We start from the raw sequence: 23,550 nt of genomic DNA, 5'->3' as shown, positions 1-23,550 counted from the left end.
GGACCCGCTCGGCAATGAATGGTAATTTTCCGGCATGAGTGAGATCAGCCCCATTCCCGTTTTCAACCTGTTCGGAGAAACCAGCGCCTTTCCGGATGTGATCCATTGCGAACGCATATTCGACCGCGCGCGCCTGCACGGCTGGAACATCTCACCGCATCGACATCACCAGATGGCGCAGGTGTTTCATATCGAGACGGGATTTGCACGGGTGACATTGGATGGACGGGAAAGCTCGCTAAAAATTGGTGAATTTCTCTACGTACCGCCAAAAATTGTGCATGGTTTTGCTTTTGACAGAGGCACGGAGGGGATCGTGCTATCTCTGCCTTCCCCTGTCGTCCATAGACTCGGCCCAGCGGCTCCGGCCATGGCATCGTGGCTCAACGGCGTGCATCGCGGGGGCCTGTCGGAAATGGCCAGTGCACTGCTGTTACAGATTGCACTTTTCCACGATAAATCGGGCACATTTCGCGCACAAAGGCTGGTCGCGCTGTCACATGCGCTCTTGGTCACACTGGCAGAGGACACTGCCCCCAGTGACACGCAGGAACAGGGTCAGCCCCACCGGATGCAGCGCCTCGACGCTCTGATTTCAGAACATCTAACAGAGGGCTGGGGGGCGGCGGAGTATGCCCGCGCGCTCCATATGACCGCCGGCCATTTGAATCGGATCGTGCGCAAAGATACGGGCATGACGCTGACGCAATATCTGGAAACCGCCGTGATGACAGAGGCCTGCCGCCATCTTGCCTTTACCCGCCTGCCGGTGGCTGAAGTGGGCTACCGGCTTGGTTACACTGATCCGCCGTATTTTTCGCGCAGGTTCCGGGCGCGCATGGGAGAGACTCCCACAGAGTATCGCGCTCGGGTCGCGGGAGAAGTTTAGGTGGCCAGCGGCAAACGGACCGGCAAGGGGCGGCGTTCCACATGTTTCGACAGGCGGACAATCTCGGCCTCGCCCGAGCGTGCGAGTTTGCACCAAACCGCCTGAAACAAGAGCTCGGCACACAACGCCATGAAATCATACGCTTTTTCTATTGCACTCTCTGACATAGTGGCGCGTGCGGCCTGCCAATCCGCGAGCAAGGCAAGACAATCTGCATTGTCATCCGCGAGGGTTTCGATCAAGGCCGCGAAAGCGTCTGGACCATCCGGCGCACGCAAACCGCGGGTCGCAATGGCGACGGCATGGATGCCATTCGCGCCTTCGTAAATCGAGGTGATGCGCGCGTCCCGCCAGGTCTGCGAAACGCGATATTCGGTGAGATAACCATAGCCACCCAACACCTGAATACCGAGATCAGCGGCGCGGATACCAGCCTCGGTGCAGAACACCTTGCAGATCGGGGTCAGGAAATCGACCAGTGCGTAGTTCTGGCCAAGCGTGAGCTCAGCCATAGTGAGATAGGCCATCGCACGCGCCCCAAGCGCGAGGGACTTCTGTTCATCGAGCATTCGCCGCACGTCCGGGTGATCAGCCAACACCGCCTCAGACCCGTCCGCTTTACGGCCTTGTTTGCGCTCAGTCGCGTAGTCCATCGCGATATGCGCAGCGCGCGCAGCATGCGCGACACCTTGCAGGGACACATCGAGACGCGCGTGGTTCATCATTGTGAACATCGCCATAAGCCCCGCCCCCTCTTCGCCAATCAATTCGGCCTGAGCGCCCTCAAAGGCCAGCTGACAGGTGGGCGAGGCATGGAGGCCCAGCTTTTCCTCTATCCGGGTGACCGTGACCGCATTGCGCGTGCCGTCCTGATGAGAGGGGCAAAGGAAAAGCGACAAGCCTTTCACCCCTTCCCCGCCGGTACGAGCAAGCACCAGATGCAGCGTGTCTTCAGACATGTCCTGATCGCCACCGGAGATAAAAATTTTCTCCCCCTCGATCCGCCAGCTCTCACCCGAAGGCGTGGCTTTGGTGCGGATACGAGAGAGATCGGACCCCGCGCCCGGTTCGGTCAGGCACATGGTGGAGAGCGTTAAACCTGCCGCAAGACGCGGAATCCAATTCTGTTTTTGTTTGTCCGTACCGAATTTCAACAGCGTGGAAATGGCACCGGGGACAAGGTTGCAGACCATCTGCATGGCATGGTTCGCACCCGAAAATATCTCCGACACACCCGCCGCCAAAAGCGCGTTTTGCCCCAGGCCGCCAAAGTCTTCCGGTGCTGTTAGCCCCTGCCACCCGCCCTCGGCAAGTTGCGCATAGGCCTCTTTGAACCCGTCAGGCATGGCCACACGACCGTCCGTAAGAGTACAGCCCTGTGCATCACCCACCTCGTCTATAGGGGCCAGAACACCCTCCGCAAAAGAGGCGAAATGCTCCAGGATGCCCTCAGCCAGTTCCTCATCCCAATCGGGAATACGGTCGGCCTCGGCGACATGGCGCAGGCAAAAGAGGATGTCATCCAGAGGCGCCTTGAACGGGATCATTCGGAAACCCCCAGAAGCCGCATGGCATTTTCCTTGAGGATAAGCGGCCGCACCTCGTCACGGAACTCCGCCTTATCAAAGGCAGAAAGCCATTTTTCCGGCGCGATCATTGGCCAATCAGAGCCGAAAAGCATCTTCTTTTTCAAAAGCGTGTTGGCGTAACGCACAAGGATCGGCGGGAAGTATTTCGGCGACCAGCCGGAGAGATCAATGTAGACGTTAGGCTTGTGGGTCGCGACCGACAAGGCCTCCTCCTGCCACGGAAACGACGGGTGCGCTAGGATGATCGGCATGTCGGGAAAATCTACCGCCAGATCGTCCATATACATCGGGTTCGAATATTTCAGGCGCATCCCGTTGCCACCCTTCATCCCAGATCCGACCCCGGTCTGACCGGTGTGGAAAAGCGCTGGTTTGCCGGACTCGGAGATCGCCTCATAGAGTACATAGGCCGACCGGTCGTTGGGGTAAAACTCTTGAATGCCGTGGTTTTCGACCAGATCGCGGGCCTCCCGCGCGCCAAGCTTGCCCTTCGCGGGATCAATTGAGGCAAAGGGAATCAGGATATCGGAATGTTTCGCACAGGCCTCCGCCACTTCGTAATTGTTGTAGCGGCGATAGCCCGTTTCGCGCTCGGCATCGACCGGGAAGATCACCGCGGCAATATTTTTCTCGCGATAATGTGCAGCGGTCTCGTCAATCGTGGGCGGATGGGCCCAGGGCGCGTTGAAATATGTCGCCATGGCCGATTGCAGATCGTCGTATCCGTCATCGTGGTGACAGCCACAGGCCTCCTCGGCATGGGTGTGAAAATCAATCGCGCGGACTTTGGAAAAATCTACCATATTACAATTCCTTACACTCGGATCAGGGCCGGGTCTTCGTTGTCGTAGAGACGCTCCAAAAGATCGGCGCGGCGGGTGATGATTTTACGCGTATTCAACGACCCTTTATCGGTGATTTCACCGTCTTTGAGCGAAGGCGGTTCCGCCAGGATGATCGCCCGCGCAATGCGCTTGGCCGAGCCTGACGCGGCGCGGGCCATTTTGCGCAAGACGTGGTGAATTTCGGCCTGAAGATGTTCGTCGATGACCGCGCCCTCCGACGTGTTATCGTCATGGACGTGATCGGGTCGCGGAAAAACAAAGAGGCCAATCTCGCCGCGATCATGACCACAGACCACGACATCAAGCACAAGGCCGCGCAACGCCTCCAAAGCATCAAGCCGCAGCTTGCCCGCCTGTACCCATGTGCCGGTCAGAAGCTTGAAATCCTCGGAGACACGCCCATCAAAGACGAGGCCCCGGTTCGGGTCGTCCGGGTCGAGAAACTGGGGTAGACTCCGGCTGGGTGCAGAATAGTACGTTAAGCGCCCCATTCACCTGTTTTTCCATCTATATTCGCCTGTGAGGAGGATATGTGCCCATCCGAGAGGCGAGATGTGGCCCAGGAGCTCTGGAGAGCTGTCAAACCCGGCGCGTTTTCGTGCCGCAACGGCCTGCCCGAGATGCTTGGTGTTCCAGTAGATGATGATGGCCGCCAGCAAGTTCAGCCCTGCCATGCGGTAGTGCTGACCTTCGACGGTCCGATCGCGGATTTCGCCCTGCCGCCCGATGCGCAGGGCGTTCTTGAGGGCATGATGAGCTTCGCCCTTGTTCAAACCGATCTGGGCACGGCGCTGCATGTCTGCATCGAGCAGCCAGTCGATGATGAAGAGCGTGCGCTCGATGCGACCGATTTCACGCAGGGCAAGTGCAAGCTCATGCTGTCGTGGATAGGCCGCAAACTTCTTGAGCAACTGACTGGGCGGCATGATACCCGCCGCCATCGTGGCCACGGCCCGCAGGATATCCGGCCAGTTCTGGACGATGAGGTCCTCCCGGATCTTGCCGCCGATCAGGCCGCGCAATTCCTTGGGCGCTGCAGCGGGTTCGAAGAGATAGAGCCGCTTCGAGGGCAAGTCGCGGATGCGTGGAATGAACCTAAAGGCCAGCAGCGAGGTGACGGCAAAGACATGGTCGGTGAAGCCGCCGGTGTCGGCATACTGCTCTTTGATGTTGCGGCCTGTTTCGTTCATCAAGAGCCCGTCGAGGATGTAAGGCGCCTCACTCACGGTGGCGGGGATGTTTTGCGTTGCGAAGGGTCCAAACTGATCGGAGATATGCGTATAGGCCTTTAAGCCCGGCTCAGAACCGTATTTGGCGTTGATAAGATTCATCGCCTTGCCCTGCCGCGCGGCGGGGAAGAATTGCCCGTCACTGGACGCAGTGACGCTGGCACCCCAGAACCTGGCCATGGGTAAACGCGATTGCGCTTCGATTACCATTGCAAGCGCCCGGTTGATGGCGTCGCTTTCGATGTGCCAGCGGGACAAGCGCGACAGCTGCAAGTAGTCGTGGGTGTTGGTGGCCTCGGCCATCTTGCTCAGTCCAAGGTTCAGGCCCTCGGCCAACAACACGTTCAACAGCCCGATGCGATCCTTGCATGGTGAACCGGTGCGCACGTTTGTGAAGGCGTCCGTGAAGCTGGTTGCATCGTCGACCTCCAGCAGCAGATCGGTGATGCGCACAGCAGGCAGACGGTCATAGAGATCGAGAACCAGAGCCTCGGCCGCCTCTGGCACCGCTGAGGTTAGCCGGTCAATTTTCAGGATGCCGTTTTCGATGGAGCCGCCGGGGATGGCACCCGACCGTGCCGCCTTGGCCAGACGGTCCAGTCCATCTGCCAGCCGACTTTTACGATCCACCAGCCAGCTTTCCGGATCAAATGGAACGGTCAATCTGGGCGTGGCCTGTGCGGCTTCAACCGGAATCAAGGCCTGTTTCAGATCTGCATAGCGACGTGAATGGGCCAGCCAGATATCGCCCGATCGAAACGCTTCGCGGAGATGGGACAGAACGGCCACCTCCCAGAGCCGATGATCATCGGCCGCCTGAGCATTAAAGTGGCGGTGCCACTTGGAACCACGCCGCAGGAAGCTGGTGGACGGGGATTTGCCATTCCGATTATCAGCAACGATCCGTGCCGCCTCTACCAAGGGCATGGCCACGGTGGCCGATTGTATATCCAGCGCCCGCAGCATGCGCGGTGCGTATGGCCGGAACCGATGATACCCCTGTACAACATGAGCGATAGGGTCAGCGGACATCGTATCCGTCAGTTCGGCCGCGGTTGCCACAAGGCCTTCAAGCTGAAGCCAACCACAGGACGTTTCGGTCGCGGTATGAAGAGAGGCCTCATCCCCCTTGGCTTCGAGAAGGGCTGCGCCCAGATTTTTGAAGGAGCAAAGTGTGTCGTGCAGAGCAGATTTTGCATCCGCGATGCGCGCATCGCACAATCTCTTCGCATCCTGCCAGGTCTTACCCACGATCCGGTCATGGGTCTCGACCACCGCATCGGCAATCCCCGCGTACCATTCCACCGTACAGACCGCCAGAATGGCAAGACGCCGGTCGCTGGTGATGTCTCGCAGGCCATCGGCAAAATATCGTTCGCCTTGGCGGCGCAGTTGCGTGACACGGTGGGGCGGCAGACCATCCAGAATATCGGGCGACAACCCTATTCCCTGTAAAAACTCCAGGCGATCCAGAAGACGGCTGGCCCCTGCCGAGTTTTTGCCGACCTCGAACTGCCGAAGCCAGATGAACCGGCTGACAGTGCCACCGACCATTTCAGTTAACAGGTCATCCAACCGCCCCTTCATCGTTTCATCCAGCCGGTCAGCGATCCGGCTTTCAATCCGGCGCTCGGCGGCGACAAGAGCGTCAGCACAAAGCCGTTCGATGACAGACACGCCGGGCAGGACTATCTGGGTGCATCGGCATTCCTCGATAAACCGCCGGGCAAGGTCTTCATTGGATCGAGCGGTCTCTGCCTCGCGTTCAAGCCAGTCTTTTAGATCACGCGCGCCGCGACCGGAGAACATTCGATAGCCGTAAACCCCACGCAAGGTTATCAAGTGGTCGCGGCGGGTTTCTTCGCGGGCGCCGTAGTAGATCAGATCATCTGGCTGTAGCCCAAGCTGCGCTGCTAAAAAGCGTGTGACTTCCATCGGAATATTCTCACCTGGTGCCAGCAACCGACCGGGGTATCGCAAAGCGCAAAGTTGCAGCGCGAAGCCGAAACGATTGTGAGGGCCGCGGCGGACACGGATTATTTCGAGATCTTCGTCCGCCAAGGTGTAGTGACGCAGCATCGTCACTTCATCAGTGGGAAGGTCAAAAAGTGCCGAACGCTGGCGCTCGGTCAGAATGGTGCGATGCGCCATGTTTCTTTTGCTTTCTTTTTATGGTTTGCTTATTGATGATTAAGATGCTGAATAAGGAACTATTCTGATGGCTGAAAGCAGAGCTGTTTCCAGAGCATCTCAAACGAACGTTCGTGAAACATGCTGATCGGCTATGCACGCGTCTCAAAAGCTGACGGCAGCCAGTCCCTCGACTTGCAGCGGGATGCCTTGATCGCGTCAGGTGTCGAAGAGGACCAGATTTACTCGGATCTGGCATCCGGAAAGAAAGATGACCGCTCCGGCTTAGAGGCCTGTCTCAAGGCATTGCGGGATGGCGATGTTCTGGTTGTGTGGAAGCTCGACCGCTTAGGCCGCAGCCTGCACCACCTTGTCAAAACCGTCAGCCTGCTGTCCGAGCGGGGCGTTGGCCTCAAGGTGCTCACCGGACAAGGCGCGCAGATCGATACAACAACTGCGGCAGGACGACTTTCATTTGGCATCTTTGCGGCCTTGGCCGAATTTGAAAGCGAGTTGATCCGTGAGCGCACAATGGCCGGTCTTCAGGCAGCCCGAGCGCGCGGTAGGAAGGGCGGACGAAAATTCGCGCTATCAAAATCACAAGTGCGCACGGCACAGGCCGCCATGGCAAACCGCGACACGTCTGTTTCAGACCTTTGCAAGGAATTAGGCGTGAGGCCCGTTACTCTCTATCGCTACGTCGACCCTAACGGCAATCTACGAGACTACGGCAAACGCGTCCTCGGCGCCTAACGTACTATTCTGCACCCAGCCGGAATCTACCCGAATCCGCAGCAAACCGATCTCGCCGCGGCCATTCGCACCAGCTTCTTGCGTTGCGATGTCGATCTGTCTCAGCGCGTGTCGCTTTCGGCTTACGAAATGTTGACCGGCCTGAGTCAGGCGAACGCCAGCGGAATGCCGAATGAACAGGGTCGCACCTACGTCGTCTTCGAGATCGCGTATCCGTCTGCTTATGGCGGATACCCTTACACCTTCGGCCAAGGCAGCCTGCCGAAAGCTTCCATGCTCGGCTGCTGCAGCAACGTATCGAAGGTGGCGCAATTCAATCGTCTTCACGCGGTAAGTCCTTGCATGTGGTTATTCCGAATGTGGGCGCTGACGCGTGCCGGTCTGCCTCCACGGCGTACCAAGAAATTGTCTTGTGCGTTGTGCAGCACCTTGACGTCACCCTAGCGGATATCTATTTATTTGCCTAGGCAGATTAATGGCGGTAAGAGGATGTTGAACACAATGACGATCGGCGAGACCTTGCTCCCACCGGTTTCCGAGCGAGGCTACAATCCGGTTCATAACGTCGGCCGGGCGTTGATCGATGCTGCGTCGTTGATGACGCGTGCCGTGGATCGCCGCGCCCAGGAGGTCGGCATCAGCGGCCCGCAATGGGTGGTGCTGATCCGGATTGGTGGCGGCATCGGCAATACGGCAACCGAGCTGTGCCGGTCCCTTGGTTACGACAGCGGCGCGATGACCCGGATGCTGGACCGCCTAGTCAAGCTTGGGCTGGTGCGGCGGGCGCCTTCGCCAGGTGACGGCCGGGTTGCAACCCTTTCTCTCACTCCCGTCGGTGAGGCGCTCTATCCGCGACTGCGTCCAATCGCAGTCGAGGTGATCGACGAGCATCTCGTGGGCTTCTCGCCCGAGGAGATCGCGCAGTTCATGAACTATCTCGACCGCGTGGTTGCCAACGGGCAGGCCGCGCGCGGTGGTGGGAATGATTGCAATGACGGCCCGTCCTCCGGCGGGACCCAACTAACCACAAGGAAAGGTGCAACATGAATCGGATATTCTCAGGTTCGAAAAGAGCCACGCGCGTTTGTGCCGCGCTTTTGATCGGCGGAGCCTTCCTCGGGCAAGGTGCTCTTGCCCAGACCAATTCAGGAACCGGAGTTATTACAATGCAGGCAGGACAGGTTAATACGGTGCGCGAGGTGTCGCTTGCAGCGGCGCAAAGGCTTGTTGCGAATGGCCTGGATCATGCTGCCGGCAACGAGATGCGGTTGGCCATCTCCGTTGTCGATCGCGCGGGCAATCTTCTTGCCTTCGCGCGGATGGATGGTGCCTCGATCGTCACGGTCGAAGTCGCCATAGGCAAGGCGCGGACGGCTGCGTTTCTCCAGGGACCGTCAAAGCGCTTCGAGGACATGATCAATTCGGGCAGTCCGTCCATGGCGACAGTGCCCGGCTTGCTGCCTCTGCAAGGCGGGGTGCCGATCGTTCACGAGGGCGAGGTTATCGGCGCGGTCGGTGTGAGTGGCTCGACCGGCGACAACGATCAGGCGGCGGCGACGTTGATCGCCGACTCCTTTACGCAACTTTAGAAGAGTGAGCACCCGAATGCGCGGTTTTCATCATCATGATTCTCAAAAGGAGTCGACGCCGGAACGGCGGCCGCGGCGGGTTCGGCACGAGCTTCGGTTCCGTTTGCTCGAGGTCCGGAATGCGGAAAGACTGACGCCGCATATGATGCGGATCACGCTTGGCGGCGGCGATCTTGAAGGCTTCCACAGCCCGGGCTTCGACGATCACATCAAGTTGTTCTTTCCGGCGCCGGGCGAAGAAGCCCCGCCACGGCCCGATCTCAGCGAGAGGGGGGTGTCGTTTCCCGCAGGCCAGGTCCACCCTGCGGTGCGGGATTTCACGCCACGCCATCACGATCCGGTCGCGGGCACGCTTCAGATCGACTTCGCGCTGCATGAGACGGGGCCGGCCAGCGAATGGGCGCGTCAGGCACGTCCCGGTCAGAAACTCGGCATTGGCGGGCCGCGCGGCTCCTTCATCCTGCCGATGGATTTCGACTGGCACCTGCTGATCGGCGACGAGACTGCGCTGCCGGCGATCGCCCGGCGCCTGGAGGAACTGCCTGCGGATGCACGCGTCATCGTGCTGGCCGAGGTCGATGGCGAGGCCGACGAACTGACGTTCGGGACGCAGGCCGCAGCGACCGTCCATTGGGTCCATCGCGGCGCGGCCCCGAGTGGTACGGCCCCGCTGGTCGAGGCCCTGAACACCGTCGCCTTTCCGGAAGGTCACTATTACGCTTGGATCGCCTGCGAGTCGTCCTCGGCCAAGTGCCTGCGCCAGGCGCTGATCGCCGAACACGGCGCCAATCCCAAGTGGATCCGGGCTTCCGGCTACTGGCGTCGGGGCACGGCCGGCGTTCACGACAGTTTCGATGAGTAGGGATGGCCATGAGGCGGTTGTTTTCTGAAGTTGATGTTGGCCCGTTGCGGCTTGAGAATCGCATCGTCATCGCGCCGATGTGCCAGTTTTCGGCTGCCGACGGTCAGGCCGGCGACTGGCACCTGATGCATCTCGGCAGCCTGGCGCTGTCCGGGGCGGGCCTATTGATCATCGAGTCGACGGCGGTGCTGCCGGAAGGGCGGATCACTCATGCGGACCTCGGCCTCTGGGACGATCTGACCGAGACGGCGCTCGCGAAAGTCATCCTGGCGGTGCGGGCGCATTCGCGCATGCCGATCGGTATCCAGTTGTCGCACGCCGGGCGGAAGGCTTCGTCCGGCGTAACGAGGCAAGAGGGCGTCATCGCCCCCGACGACGTGCGCGGCTGGCGGACGGTCGCGCCGTCGGCGCTGCCGCTGATCGAAGGCGGCGCATTGCCGGAGGTGCTCGACCTCGCCGGCATCGACCGTGTGGTCGCCGCCTTCGGCGATGCCGCCGCACGGGCGACGCGCATCGGATTGAACCTGATCGAGCTTCACGGTGCGCATGGCTTTCTGATGCACCAGTTCCTGTCGCCTATCACCAACCTGCGTACCGACGATTACGGGGGCAGCCTGGAAAACCGCATGCGGCTGACGCTCAGGATTTTCGATGCGGTCAAGGTGGCCGTGCCACAGGATGTCGCCGTCGGCATCCGTATCTCCGCAACGGACTGGATCGAGGGTGGCTGGGATCTCGACCAGAGCATCGAATTGGCCAAGGTGCTCGATGCCCGCGGTTGTGCCTATATCCACGTCTCCGGTGGCGGGCTCGATCCCAAACGCCAGACATTGCCGCCGCTGGTGCCGGGCTATCAGCTCCCCTTCGCCGAAGCGATCAGGGGGCATGTCGATATGCCCGTCATCGGTGTCGGGATGATCACCGAGCCGCGGCAGGCCGAAGCGGCGATCGCCGAAGGCAAGGCCGATCTCGTCGCCCTGGGACGCGGCATTCTCTACAATCCGCGCTGGCCCTGGCATGCGGCAGCCGAACTCGGCGCCACCGTGAGAGCTCCGACGCAATATCTCGACTGCGCCCCGCATGGCCTAAAGGTGCTGTTCGCCAATCCTGTCTGAGGTCACGCTGTCCACCAAACGAAACGAAAAGAAGGAAGAAATCCGTGAGCCTCAAAGACAAGACAGTGATCGTGATTGGTGGAAGCTCGGGCTTCGGCATGGCGACCGCTCTCACGGCCGTGGAACTGGGCGCGAAAGTGACCGTCACCGGCCGCGACGCCGCGAAGCTTGAGCAGGCGGTCAGCGATTTCGCTACAGCCGGGCATAGCGTCGCGGGGCATGTCCTCGATGCAGCCGATGTCGATTCGATTGCCGCTTTCTTTGAAGGGGTAGAGACATTCGATCACCTCGTCTCGATGGCGGGCGGCTTCATGGGCGGCGGGTTTCTTGAAGCCGATTTCAAGACGATCAGGCGGGCTGTCGATGAAAAGCTGTTCGCCAATCTTCAGATCGCCCGCCATGCCGCCAGGAAGATAGCCGAGGGCGGCAGCATGACTTTCACCGCCGGTTCGGGTGGCCGTCCGCACAACGCCTCGGGAGCGATCATCGGCAACGATGCCATTCGCACCCTGGTCCAGGGGCTGGCGGTCGAGCTGGCGCCGAAGGCGCGTGCGAACGCGGTGGCGCCGACCTGGACCGAAACGCCGCTGTGGCGAGACATGCCGGCATCCGACGTGGAAGCGACCAGGAAACAGTTCTCGCAAAGCATACCGCTGGGACGGACGGCAGAAATCGAGGAGGTTTCCTCGGCCTATATCTTCCTGATGCAGTGCGGCTTCATCACCGGCCAGACGATCGTCGTCGATGGCGGGCTGACCTTGGTAAGTTGACGGGTGACTGCGGCTGCATCAACTGATCGCCAGGCGATGATTGTGCTGAGGGGGCGTGAGCTCAACGCATTCATGCGGATTCGTTCGGCGAAAACCAGGAACCGCATTGTCCGCCTTGTCGAGGCCATCGCCAATCCATTTCACCTGCGTCCGACAGTGACGCCTGACGACGTCACGTGTCTGAAGCTCACTGGCCGGTCCTTATACCGGTTTACGGCGCGGAATCGTTGTGTAGATCGCGGCTAAACCCGCAGACACGTAACGATGCGTCAACATGGGCAGCGATTTGCTTGTTATCGAATTGTTCGGACTTGCCAAACAGCGCGAAGAGGTGAAGTTCGCCCAATGCCGCGCCAAGCAGCGCCATTGTCCTGCTCCTGACGTCGTCGATTTCAGGTGCAGTGCCCTCTTCGGCGATACGCTCAATGGCCGCCGCCACATAAGTCTGGCATTTTGCCATCACGCGATCGTGGAAATTGTCGGCCAGTTCCGGGACATGTTCGGCTTCCGAGATCAGTAGTCTGGTCATGCGGATCTGTCGCGGATTGAGCGTGAAGGTCACCTTCTCTACCTGATGCTGATCGCCCTGCCGCTGACCGGCCTTGCTGCCTGGTTCCTGCAAGTCGAGCTCGCGGGCGAGGCGCATGATCTTGGGCAGGCGCTCCTGCTCTGGATGCTGGGGCTGCATGTGCTGGGCGTCGCCGTGCATCAGTTCTGGTGGCGCACCGGCCTGCTGCGGCGGATGATCTGAGACGATGCAGAAGCGACAAGGTACTCAACCGATGCGGACGATCAGATTTCTGTCCGGCGTCGTCGCAATTGCTCTGAGCGGAGCCCTTGGCGGGATATCGTTATCTCCGGCCGCAGCGCAGCAGGCGATTTCGGTACCGCCCGCCGATGCGCAGACCCGCAGCATCGTTGCCGCCTCCTGCGCGAACTGATTCCCTCGCTGGCGCTGATCTGGATGGTGGCCTGCGCTTTCATCCTGCTGCGGAGCTGGAACGAGCTCGAGGAATCCTATCTCGATCAGCTCGATCATCTGGCGGTGACGCTGGCGCAAGTGCTCGATGCGCAGGCGCTCAACCCCGAGACCGTGCTCGACACGGTGCGCCAGCGCCATGACCGCAACATGTTCGTCATTCTGGTGCGCGAGGGGCTGCCCGTGCTGCGCTCGGCCGGCGCGCCGGAGGGGCTGGGGGCGCTCGACGATGGGGTCGGGGATTACTACCTCGCTGAGGCGACCGCGCGTGGCGGCACGTTGACCGTCATCTCGGGCATCGAGCGCGCGGAGGTCCGACAGCTCACCGCCGCCATCGTCGGAGGCGCGGCACTGCCGATGGCGCTAGGACTCATTGGCATGGCGGCAGTGCTGCTCGCGGCGATCCGCCGGGCGCTGAGCCCGGTGGCGCGGCTCCGCGAGGAGCTCGAGGCGCGACGTCCCGATGCGCTCGACCCGGTGCCCGACGCCGACCTGCCGGAAGAACTGGTGCCGCTGGTCGCGGCGCTCAACCAGCTTCTGGAGAGGCTCGATCAGGCCATCGCGCAGGAGCGCCGCTTCGTCGCCGATGCCGGCCACGAGCTGCGCACGCCACTGGCGGCAATCCGGGCACAAGCCGAGACCATCGATCGAGAGGCGCTTGATCCCGAGAGCCGAGAGACCCTCGATCAGATCTTGCGTGGGGTCGCGCGCTCGACCCGGCTGGCACAGCAGTTGCTGCGGCAGGCGCGGGCCGATGCGGTATCGCGCGATGCGCTCCCGGATTGCGCGCTCGACCGACACATCACCGAGATCGCCGCCGAGCTGTTCCCGCAGGCAGTGCGCCACGGAGCCGAGCTCGAGCTCGATTGCGCGCCGGGCACCGTCCGCGCCCGGCCGGGCGATATCGAGATGCTGGTCGGAAACCTCGTCGAAAATGCCATCCAGCACGGCGGCGAGGCGGCGCACATCCGGGTGTCCTGCGGCAGCGATGGCGGAGCCGGCTGGCTCCGGGTCGAGGACAGCGGCCCCGGCATCGCCCCCGAGGCACGCGCGGCTGTGTTCGGGCGCTTCCGGCGCGGCGCGGCGGCGCAGGGAGACGGGGCGGGGCTCGGACTGTCGATCGTGGCCGCAATCGTGGACCGTCTCGATGCGCAGATCGTGCTTGAACGTTCGCCGGAGCTTGGCGGGCTCAGTGCCGAGATCCGCTTCGCGCAGCAGCAGTGATGCGGGCTGTCGCGTTGCCCTTAAATCGGCTCTGCCTCAATCTGTGTGGCGGAACTATCCTGAAACTGGAAAATTCAGGAGGGATAGTTGTGAATTCGAAGAAGCACTGGTCGCCTGGGGGCGAAGTTTCGATTCAAAGCGTCGAGCGAAGTGATTCCGGCGGGTGGATTGTATCGGGCAGTCTGACACCAAACGGCATCTGCCCAGACTGTGGATTGCATTCACGCCGACGTCACGGCTGGCGGCGTCGGCGGCTGCAGGATTATCCCGCCCATGGAGACGAGGTGACGGTTGATCTCGCGGTTTGCCGTTGGCGATGTTTGGCGCCCGCTTGCCCACGCCGGACTTTCTCGGACCAGATCGCCTCGATTGCGCGTCCTTTTGCACGTCGTACTTCGCGTGCCGGGGAGATTGTCAGCCATCTTGGGCATGCGGCCGGCGGGCGGCCCGCCGAGCGGCTCTTGTACCGTTTGGGCCTTGGGGTCAGCGATGACACGGTGCTCAGGCAGCTGAAGAAGTGTGTTCAAGGCACCGCCGAGCCGCCGACGGTCATCGGGATCGACGACTGGAGCTGGCGGAAGTCGCAAACCTACGGCACGATCATTGTGGATCTGGAGCGTCGCGCGGTGATCGACATTCTCGAGGATCGAGATGTCGTCAGCTGCACCAACTGGCTGAAGCGTCACCCCGAGGTGGAAGTGATCAGCAGAGATCGGTGCGGTCTCTACGCCCAGGCTGCACGGCAAGGAGCGCCGCAAGCGAAGCAGGTCGCTGACCGGTTCCATATCGTGCAGAACCTGCGGCAGGCCATCGAGGAGCAGATGAACCTTCACGGCCGTGCGACCGGCAGGGCGCTGCTGTCCGACGCCGACAACATCACCGCCGCCGGAAGCCTTCTGAAGTCACGCCTTGCGCACAGGACGTCTCGGGAAGAGATTTTCACCACCATCCATGTGCTCCGAAATCAGGGGCTTACCTGCAGCGAGATTGGGCGGCGAACAGGGTTCCCTCGTCGCAGCATCGCGAAATGGCTGCAGTTCGAGACGCCGCCGGACCGCAGGCGGGCAGCTTTGAAGCCGACTTCGCCGTGGTACTTTGAAGAGTTCCTGAGCCAAAGCTGGAATGGCGGAATTCGAACTGGAAGCGCCCTGTTCCGTCTGATCCGAGAGCGTGGCTACGAGGGGAGCCCGACGCATTTGCAGCGGCTGCTGGCGGGGTGGCGCAGAGCCGAAAAGCAAGCGAAGGGCCCTGCCTTGGAGCACCAGATCCTGGAACCGGTCCGGGACCCGGAAACGGGGCACGCGATCTCCCCGGTCATCGCGGCAGCGCTGTGTATCAAACCCCGCGGAAAACTCACCCCGGATCAGGCGCGGAAAGTCGACGCGCTCAAGGCTGGCTCTCCCGCCTTTGCAACGATGCGCTGCCTCGTCATGCGGTTCAACGGTATCCTGCGTGGCCGCGAGGCAGACCCGCTCCCTGCATGGATCGACGACGCGATCGAAACCGACCTGGCGCCCATCGTGCGCTTCGCACGCACATTGAACCGAGATTTCGATGCGGTAAAAAACGCTATCGAGATGCCCTGGAGCAACGGCCAGGCGGAAGGTCAGATCAACCGCCTGAAAACCCTCAAACGCGCCATGTACGGTCGGGCCGGTCCAGAATTGTTGCGGGCGAGAATGCTACCGTTCCGCCACACAGATTGAGGCAGAGCCGATTTAAGGGCAACGCGACAGCTGCCAACATCCACGTAGTCCCGGGTGAAGATATTCGAATGCAGGACGGCGGCAATTTGATTAGCGCCATTGCCCGCGCCGCTCTGCATTCTTCTGTACCGGTCAGGTCAAAATACGATTTGCATTCGTGCCCTGATCTCTTTTCCGTTCTCGCCGCTGGCCTGCTTGCCATCCATGTAGCTCAGACCAAGGCGAACGGCGTTGTTCGGGTAATAGTTGATGCCGACGGTGGTTTGCTTACCCTCTGTCGTACCAAGACCGACATCGCTGAACTTGCCGTATCCGTCCTCGTAGCGAAGCACTGCTTCCCATGCACCTTTCGAACTGCTTGGCTTCACCCGCTTGAACACGCCGTTGCTGTAGGGACGGCTTTCACCGGTCAGAATCCATCCTGCCTGAATGTAGTATCCGTCCACATCAACCCCGCCCGTGTCAGCGTTGAAGTATTCGGCCTGCGTGTGAAAGGGCCCCGATGCGGCCGCCAATTCGATGTTGTACGCATCGGTTTCGTTGGCAGGCAGAGCGGCATCACGGCTGGTAAAGCCGGCGCCAAGATGCAAGACCAGATCATCGGTCTGGATCGGGGCATAGGTAACGCGGCCGGTGATGGCCGTATTGCCGAAATCATCGCTGCCGTTGCCGGCCGCCTCGAAAACGCCCAGGCCGTAGGTCCAGTTGTCACCTGCACCGTGCAGTTGCACACCGGCGTTGCGGCCGGGCGCGTAGAATTCGGTCAGGGCCGAGCGTTCAAGCGATGATATGTCCTTCGAACTGGTAAGTTGCTCAAAGCCAAACGGTTCTTTTTGCTTACCCACTGTGATCCGGGCCATCTTGCCAAAACCGGTGTAGCGCAGATAGAGGTCCTCGGCGCTGCCGCCGCCGGTACCGCTTTCGGCGAGATTGAACTGTGCCTTGAAGGCCCAGTCGAGATATTTACCCTGGAAAAAAATCCGTGCGCGACGCACATCGAAATCATCGCTCTTACCGCTGATGTCGGAATCGGTCGAATCGTAATCCCACTGCAGGCGCCCCCCCACCCGGAAAGACGCGGTACCATCAGCACTCTTGAAGGTTATCCCGCTCCCTGCCTTGAGGTTGAAACCAGAGGTTTCGTCGGCCTGCACGACGCCCGCCGCAGCGGCGAGCAATGCCGCCGGTATAAACTTCATTTTCATTTCGTGTTCTCCAATTCTGTCAGGGAAATGCCATCGAGGCATCCGCAAGAGTCTCTTTCAACCGGGTATCCGGCGGGGCTACAGGCTGGCGAATCCCGCCAAAGACCCTTGCCGCTGAATGGCAGGCGATTGTTACAGAATCATGACGGTTTCGGGCATCGCTTGGCTTCGCTTTTGGCCAGCGCGCAGACCGAAGCGGACGGCTTCTGAACGGGAATACACGCGCAGGGCCGACCCCAATTCGGCTCTTTTGTTTGCAGTGTCGTGGTGGCTGGCCGGACTGAGTTGAGCAAAGTGTAACGATCCGGGTCTGGTCGCGTCCTCTTGTTTGCTGTCTGCTGACCACTCGCCCCTACGAATTGACCGCATTGCAGAATCTTCTAGTATGAAACAGACTTGGGAAATCAAATGAGGTGCCACGGATGAGCGAACTTTCCCAATACGCGATCCTTTTCGGGCTGAGCGTCGGTGTATTCGGTTTCGTGCTCAGCCTCTATGGGTTCGCCCGGGCCATCGGGCGGGCGCGCGCGGAACCCGGCAAGGACGTGCCCGCCACCGCCGGCACCCTGTCGCGCGATCCGGTCTGGGTGCGCTACCATGCGCGTTATGCCGGTTATGCGCTGCTGTTTCTGGCCTTCGACATGGAGATGGCGTTCATGTATCCGTGGGCGGTCGTCTACCGCGAAGAAGGGCTGATCGCATTGCTCGACATGGGCGTTTTCCTGGCAATCCTGTTCTTGGGCCTGCTCTATGGCTGGAGCCAGGGCGCGTTGAGGCGGCAATGACCTTGGTCGGGGCGCGAGAGGGCGCGATGTCCGGGATCAGGCGGGCGGTCGCGGCGGCCATGGCGCGCGATCTGCCGGCCTTCGTGCTGCCCGGCCCCTCTGTCGCGCGGGCGATGGGGCTCGATCTGTCCGGGTCGCATCTGCGGCTTGTCGGCACCCCGCGCCATGCGAATCTGTTGATCGTCGTCGGCCCCTTGCCCCCCGGTCTGCGCGATGCCGCCGCCGTCACCTACGCGCAGATCCCGCGCCCCCGCGCGATCCTTGCGCTGGGTGCCGGCGACATCGCCCCGTTGCCCGATGCGGACGTGTCGGCCCCGCTGACCCAGGCCGGGCTGCACTCCGGGCTGGCCGATCTGCGCCGCGTGATCGCCGCGGGCGCGTTTCGCGCTGACAGCGGGGAGTTTAACGCCCCCGCTCTTGAGGTGCGCGTGGAATACACTTGCCCGATGCACCCCGAAATCGTCCGCGACGCCCCCGGAGACTGCCCCAAATGCGGCATGACGCTGGTGCCGCGCGAAACAGCGTCCGATGGACATGGTGGGCACGGTGGCCACGACATGCCCCCGGAGGACAGGTCAAACCCCGCCGATCACGCACATGCGGGCCACGCCGAGGACGCGGGCGGGGCGGGGGCATATACCTGCCCGATGCACCCCGAGGTCGTCAGCGACGCACCGGGCAAGTGCCCAAAATGCGGCATGTTTCTGGTGAAGGCGGAAGAGGGGGAAAGCCACGGTCACGGGCACGGGCATGGCGGTCACGGTCACGAGCATGGCAGTGAAGCGCACGGAGCGCATGGTCACGGCGATCACGGCGGTCATGGCAAACAACAGGACCATTCCGGCCACGATGGCCACGATGGGCATGCCGGACATGGCGGCCACTCCGAGGCCGCTATCGACGGGATCGAGCCGCATTTCATGTCGATGGTCGAGATGACCGAGGGCCAGCCGCGCAGCAGCGACGGGTTGCAGATGGACTGGATCGAGGTGCCGTTCGGGCCGTTCTTTCCGGGCCTGCCCGCGGGGCTGCGCCTGACCCTGACGCTGGACGGCGATACCGTGGCGGGCAGCGAGGTCAGGAGCCTTGTGGGCAGGGCGGAACTGGTGGATGGCCCGCAGATGAGGGTGGCCGATTTCGTCGAGCGTCTGGCCGCGATGATGCCGCTCAGCCCGGTGGCCTATCGGACGCTGGCCTGCGCGGCGATCGAGGAGGCCGCGAGCGTCGACCCCGGCCATGACGCGCGCCGTGGCCGCGCCGCCGCGGTGGAACGCGAGCGGATCGCCAGCCACCTGAACTGGCTGGCCGAGTTCGGCCTGCAGTCGGGTTTTTTGTGGCTCGCCGCGCGCGCTGGGGCGTTGCAACTGGCCGTTCAAGGTGCCGACGTCGCCGGGATCGCCGCGCAGGCTGGGGCGATCCGGCGGCTGACGCGCCGGGTGCAGGCGGCCCCGTTGATGCGGATGCGGCTGAGACGCATCGCGCGCATCGGCAAGGACACCCCGGCGAGCGGCCCGGTGGACCGGGCGCGGGGTGGCGGATCGGATGCCCGTACGGGTGATCCAACGCTGAAGGATCTCGGGTTCGAAACGCGCGTCCGCAACGGCGGCGATGCGCTGGCCCGGCTGCGGCTGCGCTGCGACGAGATCGCCCAAAGTCTCGACGTGATCGCGGCCGCCGGGAGGATTGCTGTGCCGCAGGTGCCGGATGTGGACAGGGTGTCGGGCGAGGGCGCGGCCCGCATCGAAACACCGCGCGGAGCGGCGCAGCTGCGCGTGAAGCTGACCGATGGCCGGGTGGTCGAGGCCGATCTCGACACGCCGTCAGACGTGAACATCGCCCTTGTCGAAACGGTGACGGCGCAGCAGGAACTGGGCGATGCCTTGGCCGCTGTCGCCTCGCTCGACCTGTCGCCATGGGAGGTGCGTGGATGAGCATTCTTGTCGTTCTCCTGTCGCTCGCCGCCGGGGCCTACGCGCTGGCCGTCATCGAACGATGGGCCGTGCATGGGCACCTGAGCCTGACCGGTCCGGCCTGGGCCGCCCTGGCGCTTCTGGGGCGGGAATCGCTGCTGGCGCGCAAATCCGACCGGTTGTTCTTTGAGCTTGGGCCGGTGCTGCTATTGGTGGCGGGGCTGATGGCGGTGGCGGTGATCCCGCTGGCGCCGGGGCTTATCATCACCGACCTGGCCACCGGGGCGCTGTTTCTGAACGCCGCGCTGGCCTATGTGCTGGTGGCGCTGATCATGGCGGGCTGGGGTCCGAACGGGGCCTACGCGATGATCGCGGGCTGGCGGTTTCTGGGCCAGTTCATCGCCTATGCGATGCTGATCGTGATGCCGATCACCGCCGTCGCCATGCGGGCGGAGTCGCTCTCGACGGTTGAGATCGTCGCCTCGCAGGAACAACTCTGGAACGTGCTGTACCAGCCGATGGGGTTCATCCTCTTTGTCGTGGCGGCGATGGGGCTCGCGTGGTTGCCGCCGCTGGACCTGCCCGATGCGACCGGCGAATTGGCCGGCGGGGTCGAGGCCGAGTATACCGGCGTGCGGCTGGCGGTGCTGCGGCTGGCGCGGATGGTCATCATCCTGGCGCTGGCGGGGGCGACCGTGACCTTCTACCTGGGCGGCTGGCTGGGCCCGTGGCTGCCGCCCTGGGCCTGGAGCGCGATCAAGATCCTGGTCGTGGCCGCGGCCATGCTGAGCGTCGGGCGCTACATGCCGCGCATCCGCGAGGCGCGCTATCTGGCGCTGAGCTGGAAGCTGGGGATCTCGCTGGCGCTGGCCAATATCTTTGTCGTGGGCGTGATTGCGCTGGTGGTGCCGATATGACGGTTCAGATGATCTTTCTGGCGTTCTTCGGCGGCGCGGCGGTATGGTTCGGCGTCGTGGTCTTCCGCACCCATTCGATGGTGCGTTCGGCGCTGGCGCTGCTGTTTTCGCAAACCGCGATCGGGGCGATGTTCCTGGTCATGCAGGCTGAGTTTCTGGGCGTGTTGCAGATCATGATGATGGCCACGGAAATGAGCGTGATGGCGATCTTCATGGTGATGTTCATGATGGATCCGGGCGGCATGGGCAAAATGGACATGACCCACCAGAAACGCCTGTCGCTCTGGGCCGGGGGCATCGGGCTGCTGGCCGCGCTGTTGCTGGTCTGGCTGCCCGATTGGGGTCCGGTCGCCCTGTCCGTGCCGGGCGCGCATGAACAGGCCGCCGATTTGGGGCGCGAATTACTGGGCCGGTCGATGTTAATCTTCCAGTCGGCGGGTCTGACGATTCTGACCGCCATGGTTGCGGCCACGATGGTGGCCATCGTCCCCAACGCGGAGCAGCGCAAATGATTCTGGAACTCATGATTGCCCTCAGCGTCGGCGCGGGGCTGTTCGGTATCGGACTTTATGGCGCGCTGAGTCAGACCAACCTGGTGATGATCGTCATGGGGGTCGAACTGATTTTGGCCGCGGCCCTGGTCAACCTGGTGGCCTTCTGGCGCTACCTGCATCCCGACGAGCCTGCCGGTCAGATGTTCGTGCTGATCGTCATGGCGGTGATGGCGGTCGAGATGGCGGTGGCCTTCGGTATCGCCATCGCCCGGTTCCGGGTGCGCGGCTCGGTCGAGATGGAAGAAGCGCGGGAGTTGAAGGGATGACGATGCTGGCGCTCACCCTCCTTGCGCCGCTTCTGGCGGGCATCGCGGTGCTGGCCCTGCGGCGCGCACCCGAAGCGATTGCGCTTGCGGGCGTCGGCCTCGGGTTCCTCGCGGCGATGGCGGTTCTAGCGGGTGCGATTGCGGGCAATGCGGTGCAGATGGTCCTGCCGGGCCTGCCGCAAATGCCGCTGCGGCTGGTCGCGACGCCGCTGACGGCGGTCGTTTCGGCCATGGTGGCGACGGTGGCGGCTTTTGTGGTGGTCTATGCCGTGGGTTACATGCGCAGCGACCCCGAAAGGCCGCGCTTTTTCGGCATCCTGCTGCTGTTTGTCGCGGCGATGCAGGCGCTGGTGCTGGCGGGCGACTGGATCACCGTGCTGGCCGCGTGGGAACTGATCGGCTTTTCCAGCTATCTGCTGATCGGCTTCTGGCATGGCCGCGACGGCGTGCCCGGTGCCGCGACGCGGGCGTTTCTGTACACCCGCAGCGCCGATCTGGGGCTTTATCTGGGGATTTTTGTGCTGATCGGCTGGGCCGGCACCTCGGAAATCTCGGCTACATTGTCGATTAGCGGCACGCCCGCACTGGTCGCCGGGTTGCTGTTGCTGGTGGGCGCGATGGGCAAATCGGCGCAGGTACCGTTGCAGGACTGGTTGCAGCGCGCCATGGCCGGGCCGACGCCGGTTTCGGCGCTGCTGCATTCGGCGACTCTGGTGGCGGCGGGGGCGATCCTGCTGATCCGGGTGGCGCCGATGTTGCCCGGCGGGGCCTTGCTGGCAATCGGACTGGTCGGCGGCGTCACCGCCGTCGTTGCCGGTTTGATCGCGCTGGCCGAGCGGGATCTGAAACGGCTGCTGGCGGCCTCGACCTCCAGCCAGTACGGGCTGATGCTGCTGGCCATTGGCGCGGGGGTGCCGGTGGCGGCGCTGCTGCACCTTATCGCCCACGCGGCGATCAAGAGCACGCTTTTTCTGGGGGCGGGTGTGTTCCAGCATGATCGCGACAGCACCGACATGGAAGCGGTCGCGGGCGCGGGCCGGGCACGACCGCTGGTCCTTTCCGCCTTCGCCGTTGCCGCGCTGGCGCTGGCGGGTATTCCACCGCTGGCCGGCTTCTTTTCCAAGGACGCGATCCTTGCCGCCGCGCTGGCGGCCCCCGGTGCTGCGTGGCTGGCACCCCTGGCGCTGGCGGGCACGGTGCTGACCGGGGCTTATATGGCGCGGGCGCTGCGGGTGTTGTGGGGCGGCGAGGCACAGCCGGTTTCCGGCAAGGGCATGGGCTGGATGTCTGCGGGCATGGCGGTGCTGACGGCGCTGGCGGCGGGGCTTGGGTTCGCCTTTGCGCCGCTGGAACATCTGCTGGGCGCCGAACTGCCGCCGGAAGGAACCGCGATGATCCTCGGGCTTTTGGCGGCGCTGAGCGGCCTGGTGCTGGGCTGGTTCATCCAACCTGCCCGCCTGATGGGGCCGGTTCTGCCGATGGCGCAGCGCGGCTTTGCCGTCGCGGGCGGTATGGACGGGCTGGTGCTGCGCCCGTCGCTGGCTTTTGCCGCCGCCTGTGAAGGTTTCGAACGGCGTCTGCTGGCGTCGCAACTTGGCCTTGTGCGCATCCTGAGCCTTGGCACCGCATCCCGCGTCGACGCAGCCGACAATCGCCTATACGCCGCGACCCTCGATCTGGGCCGGTTGAACCTGCGCCTTGGCGACGGCGCCGAAAACACCGACACCCATGGCATCGACGGGCTGATCTTCGGCCTTGTCGCCCGGACAATCGCCGCCGGCCGCCGCCTGCGCCTGCTGCAAAGCGGGCTGATCCACCGCGAACTCGCCCTGACAGTCATGGGCATTGCCGTCATCGCGGCGGTGCTGCTGATCTTACCGATGTCCTCCTGAAGAAAGACGACCCCGCCATGCCCCTTCTCTCGATCTCCGTCTTTCTGCCGCTTCTTGGTGGCGTGCTGCTGATGGCCCTGCCAAACAAGTCGGCGCGCATCGCCCATGGCGTTTCCATCGCCACCACCGGGCTGACCTTCGTTGTGACGCTGGCGATCTGGGCGCGGGGCACGCTGCCGGACGGTTTCGCGCAGGTCGAGGAAATCGCCTGGATCCCGGCCATTGGTGCCGCCTACCGGGTTGGCGTCGACGGGCTGAGCCTGCCGCTGATCCTGCTGACCTCGCTGCTGTTTTTCCTGTCGGCGATCTATGCGGCGCGGATCACCGACCGCCCGGCGGTC

The 23,550-nt window shown here is 62.7% G+C and carries 24 protein-coding genes and 1 pseudogene; 18 read left to right on the top strand and 7 right to left on the bottom strand.

The genetic code is table 11. The features are described from left to right. The first annotated feature begins 34 nt into the window (after positions 1-34). Positions 35-889: a helix-turn-helix domain-containing protein gene (locus GLP52_RS17605; RefSeq protein WP_237273877.1), complete on the top strand. Its 855-nt coding sequence runs from the start codon at positions 35-37 to the stop codon at positions 887-889. On the opposite strand, the gene GLP52_RS17600 is transcribed toward GLP52_RS17605, so the two are convergent. From GLP52_RS17600 to GLP52_RS17585, 4 genes are read right to left on the bottom strand one after another with little or no spacing between them, the layout of a single operon-like run. Beyond that, complete coding sequence (locus tag GLP52_RS17600; protein ID WP_237273876.1) at positions 886-2,436, bottom strand: acyl-CoA dehydrogenase family protein; 1,551 nt, start codon at positions 2,434-2,436, stop codon at positions 886-888. The two genes, GLP52_RS17605 and GLP52_RS17600, sit on opposite strands and share 4 nt — an antisense overlap. Then, the gene (locus tag GLP52_RS17595; protein WP_237273875.1) at positions 2,433-3,281 is read right to left on the bottom strand and encodes an amidohydrolase family protein; all 849 of its coding nucleotides are present in this window, start codon (positions 3,279-3,281) and stop codon (positions 2,433-2,435) included. Before GLP52_RS17595 ends, GLP52_RS17600 begins: the two co-directional genes overlap by 4 nt. Before the next feature lie 11 nt (positions 3,282-3,292). Then, positions 3,293-3,814, bottom strand: coding sequence for a hypothetical protein (locus GLP52_RS17590; RefSeq protein WP_237273874.1), 522 nt, complete (start codon positions 3,812-3,814; stop codon positions 3,293-3,295). Next, positions 3,815-6,703: a Tn3 family transposase gene (locus GLP52_RS17585; protein ID WP_237273873.1), complete on the bottom strand. Its 2,889-nt coding sequence runs from the start codon at positions 6,701-6,703 to the stop codon at positions 3,815-3,817. Between the two features lie 120 nt (positions 6,704-6,823). Here GLP52_RS17585 and GLP52_RS17580 point away from each other — a divergent pair, with 120 nt between their 5' ends. Further along, positions 6,824-7,435 (top strand): recombinase family protein, encoded by a 612-nt coding sequence (locus tag GLP52_RS17580; RefSeq protein WP_237273872.1) that lies wholly within the window; start codon positions 6,824-6,826, stop codon positions 7,433-7,435. Here the strand turns inward: GLP52_RS17580 and GLP52_RS17575 are convergent. Then, a complete protein-coding gene (locus GLP52_RS17575; RefSeq protein WP_237273871.1) occupies positions 7,400-7,762 on the bottom strand; it encodes a LysR family transcriptional regulator in 363 nt (120 codons plus the stop codon). The genes GLP52_RS17580 and GLP52_RS17575 overlap by 36 nt on opposite strands. Positions 7,763-7,936: 174 nt before the next feature. Between GLP52_RS17575 and GLP52_RS17570 the strand changes: the two genes are divergently transcribed. Genes GLP52_RS17570 through GLP52_RS17550 form a run of 5 tightly spaced genes read left to right on the top strand, consistent with a single transcriptional unit; the run spans position 7,937 to position 11,771 of the window. Next, positions 7,937-8,482 (top strand): MarR family winged helix-turn-helix transcriptional regulator, encoded by a 546-nt coding sequence (locus tag GLP52_RS17570; RefSeq protein ID WP_237273870.1) that lies wholly within the window; start codon positions 7,937-7,939, stop codon positions 8,480-8,482. Next, positions 8,479-9,024 carry a GlcG/HbpS family heme-binding protein gene (locus tag GLP52_RS17565; RefSeq protein ID WP_237273869.1) on the top strand — a complete coding sequence of 182 codons (546 nt, stop codon included), beginning with the start codon at positions 8,479-8,481 and terminating at the stop codon, positions 9,022-9,024. The genes GLP52_RS17570 and GLP52_RS17565 overlap by 4 nt, the downstream gene beginning before the upstream one ends. A 16-nt stretch (positions 9,025-9,040) precedes the next feature. Next, complete coding sequence (locus GLP52_RS17560) at positions 9,041-9,886, top strand: siderophore-interacting protein (RefSeq protein ID WP_272903661.1); 846 nt, start codon at positions 9,041-9,043, stop codon at positions 9,884-9,886. Positions 9,887-9,894: 8 nt separating this feature from the next. Next, a complete protein-coding gene (locus GLP52_RS17555; RefSeq protein ID WP_237273867.1) occupies positions 9,895-11,001 on the top strand; it encodes an NADH:flavin oxidoreductase/NADH oxidase in 1,107 nt (368 codons plus the stop codon). 44 nt (positions 11,002-11,045) lie between these two features. Then, entirely contained in the window at positions 11,046-11,771 is a 726-nt protein-coding gene (locus tag GLP52_RS17550; RefSeq protein WP_237273866.1) for an SDR family oxidoreductase, read from the top strand. 211 nt (positions 11,772-11,982) lie between these two features. Here GLP52_RS17550 and GLP52_RS17545 read toward each other — a convergent pair whose 3' ends face one another. Next, the gene (locus GLP52_RS17545; RefSeq protein WP_237273865.1) at positions 11,983-12,333 is read right to left on the bottom strand and encodes a TetR/AcrR family transcriptional regulator C-terminal domain-containing protein; all 351 of its coding nucleotides are present in this window, start codon (positions 12,331-12,333) and stop codon (positions 11,983-11,985) included. A gap of 12 nt (positions 12,334-12,345) precedes the next feature. On the opposite strand from GLP52_RS17545, the gene GLP52_RS17540 reads away from it, so the two are divergent. The 4 genes from GLP52_RS17540 (at position 12,346) to GLP52_RS17525 (ending at position 15,680) form a co-directional block, all read left to right on the top strand. After that, positions 12,346-12,522 (top strand): cytochrome b/b6 domain-containing protein, encoded by a 177-nt coding sequence (locus tag GLP52_RS17540; RefSeq protein WP_237273864.1) that lies wholly within the window; start codon positions 12,346-12,348, stop codon positions 12,520-12,522. A 31-nt stretch (positions 12,523-12,553) separates the two neighbouring features. Continuing rightward, positions 12,554-12,712, top strand: a complete 159-nt coding sequence (locus tag GLP52_RS17535) for a hypothetical protein (protein ID WP_237273863.1) — start codon at positions 12,554-12,556, stop codon at positions 12,710-12,712. Between the two features lie 23 nt (positions 12,713-12,735). Then, positions 12,736-13,974 (top strand): sensor histidine kinase, encoded by a 1,239-nt coding sequence (locus GLP52_RS17530; RefSeq protein ID WP_237273862.1) that lies wholly within the window; start codon positions 12,736-12,738, stop codon positions 13,972-13,974. Between the two features lie 89 nt (positions 13,975-14,063). Then, a complete protein-coding gene (locus tag GLP52_RS17525; RefSeq protein ID WP_076981265.1) occupies positions 14,064-15,680 on the top strand; it encodes an ISL3 family transposase in 1,617 nt (538 codons plus the stop codon). 137 nt (positions 15,681-15,817) lie between these two features. Here GLP52_RS17525 and GLP52_RS17520 read toward each other — a convergent pair whose 3' ends face one another. Then, a complete protein-coding gene (locus GLP52_RS17520; protein WP_009827261.1) occupies positions 15,818-16,885 on the bottom strand; it encodes an OprO/OprP family phosphate-selective porin in 1,068 nt (355 codons plus the stop codon). A 422-nt stretch (positions 16,886-17,307) separates the two neighbouring features. Here GLP52_RS17520 and GLP52_RS17515 point away from each other — a divergent pair, with 422 nt between their 5' ends. The 7 genes and pseudogenes from GLP52_RS17515 to GLP52_RS17485 all read left to right on the top strand — a co-directional run. Then, positions 17,308-17,670 carry an NADH-quinone oxidoreductase subunit A gene (locus GLP52_RS17515; protein ID WP_009827260.1) on the top strand — a complete coding sequence of 121 codons (363 nt, stop codon included), beginning with the start codon at positions 17,308-17,310 and terminating at the stop codon, positions 17,668-17,670. 59 nt (positions 17,671-17,729) lie between these two features. After that, the gene (locus GLP52_RS17510) at positions 17,730-19,601 is read left to right on the top strand and encodes a heavy metal-binding domain-containing protein (RefSeq protein ID WP_237273861.1); all 1,872 of its coding nucleotides are present in this window, start codon (positions 17,730-17,732) and stop codon (positions 19,599-19,601) included. Next, positions 19,598-20,497, top strand: coding sequence for a complex I subunit 1/NuoH family protein (locus GLP52_RS17505; protein ID WP_067939422.1), 900 nt, complete (start codon positions 19,598-19,600; stop codon positions 20,495-20,497). The genes GLP52_RS17510 and GLP52_RS17505 overlap by 4 nt, the downstream gene beginning before the upstream one ends. Continuing rightward, positions 20,494-21,009 (top strand): NADH-quinone oxidoreductase subunit J family protein, encoded by a 516-nt coding sequence (locus tag GLP52_RS17500; RefSeq protein WP_067939419.1) that lies wholly within the window; start codon positions 20,494-20,496, stop codon positions 21,007-21,009. The genes GLP52_RS17505 and GLP52_RS17500 overlap by 4 nt, the downstream gene beginning before the upstream one ends. Further along, complete coding sequence (gene nuoK, locus GLP52_RS17495; RefSeq protein WP_237273860.1) at positions 21,006-21,317, top strand: NADH-quinone oxidoreductase subunit NuoK; 312 nt, start codon at positions 21,006-21,008, stop codon at positions 21,315-21,317. Before GLP52_RS17500 ends, nuoK begins: the two co-directional genes overlap by 4 nt. Before the next feature lie 116 nt (positions 21,318-21,433). Then, on the top strand, positions 21,434-23,209 hold the full coding sequence (locus GLP52_RS17490; protein WP_237273859.1) for an NADH-quinone oxidoreductase subunit 5 family protein: 1,776 nt from the start codon (positions 21,434-21,436) through the stop codon (positions 23,207-23,209). A 17-nt stretch (positions 23,210-23,226) separates the two neighbouring features. Continuing rightward, positions 23,227-23,550: pseudogene (locus GLP52_RS17485) on the top strand (NADH-quinone oxidoreductase subunit M); the annotation flags it as partial.

The sequence above is a fragment of the Sulfitobacter sp. M22 genome (genome assembly GCF_021736025.1).
Taxonomy (GTDB): domain Bacteria; phylum Pseudomonadota; class Alphaproteobacteria; order Rhodobacterales; family Rhodobacteraceae; genus Sulfitobacter; species Sulfitobacter litoralis.
This window is presented reverse-complemented; position numbering and strand designations above follow the sequence as displayed.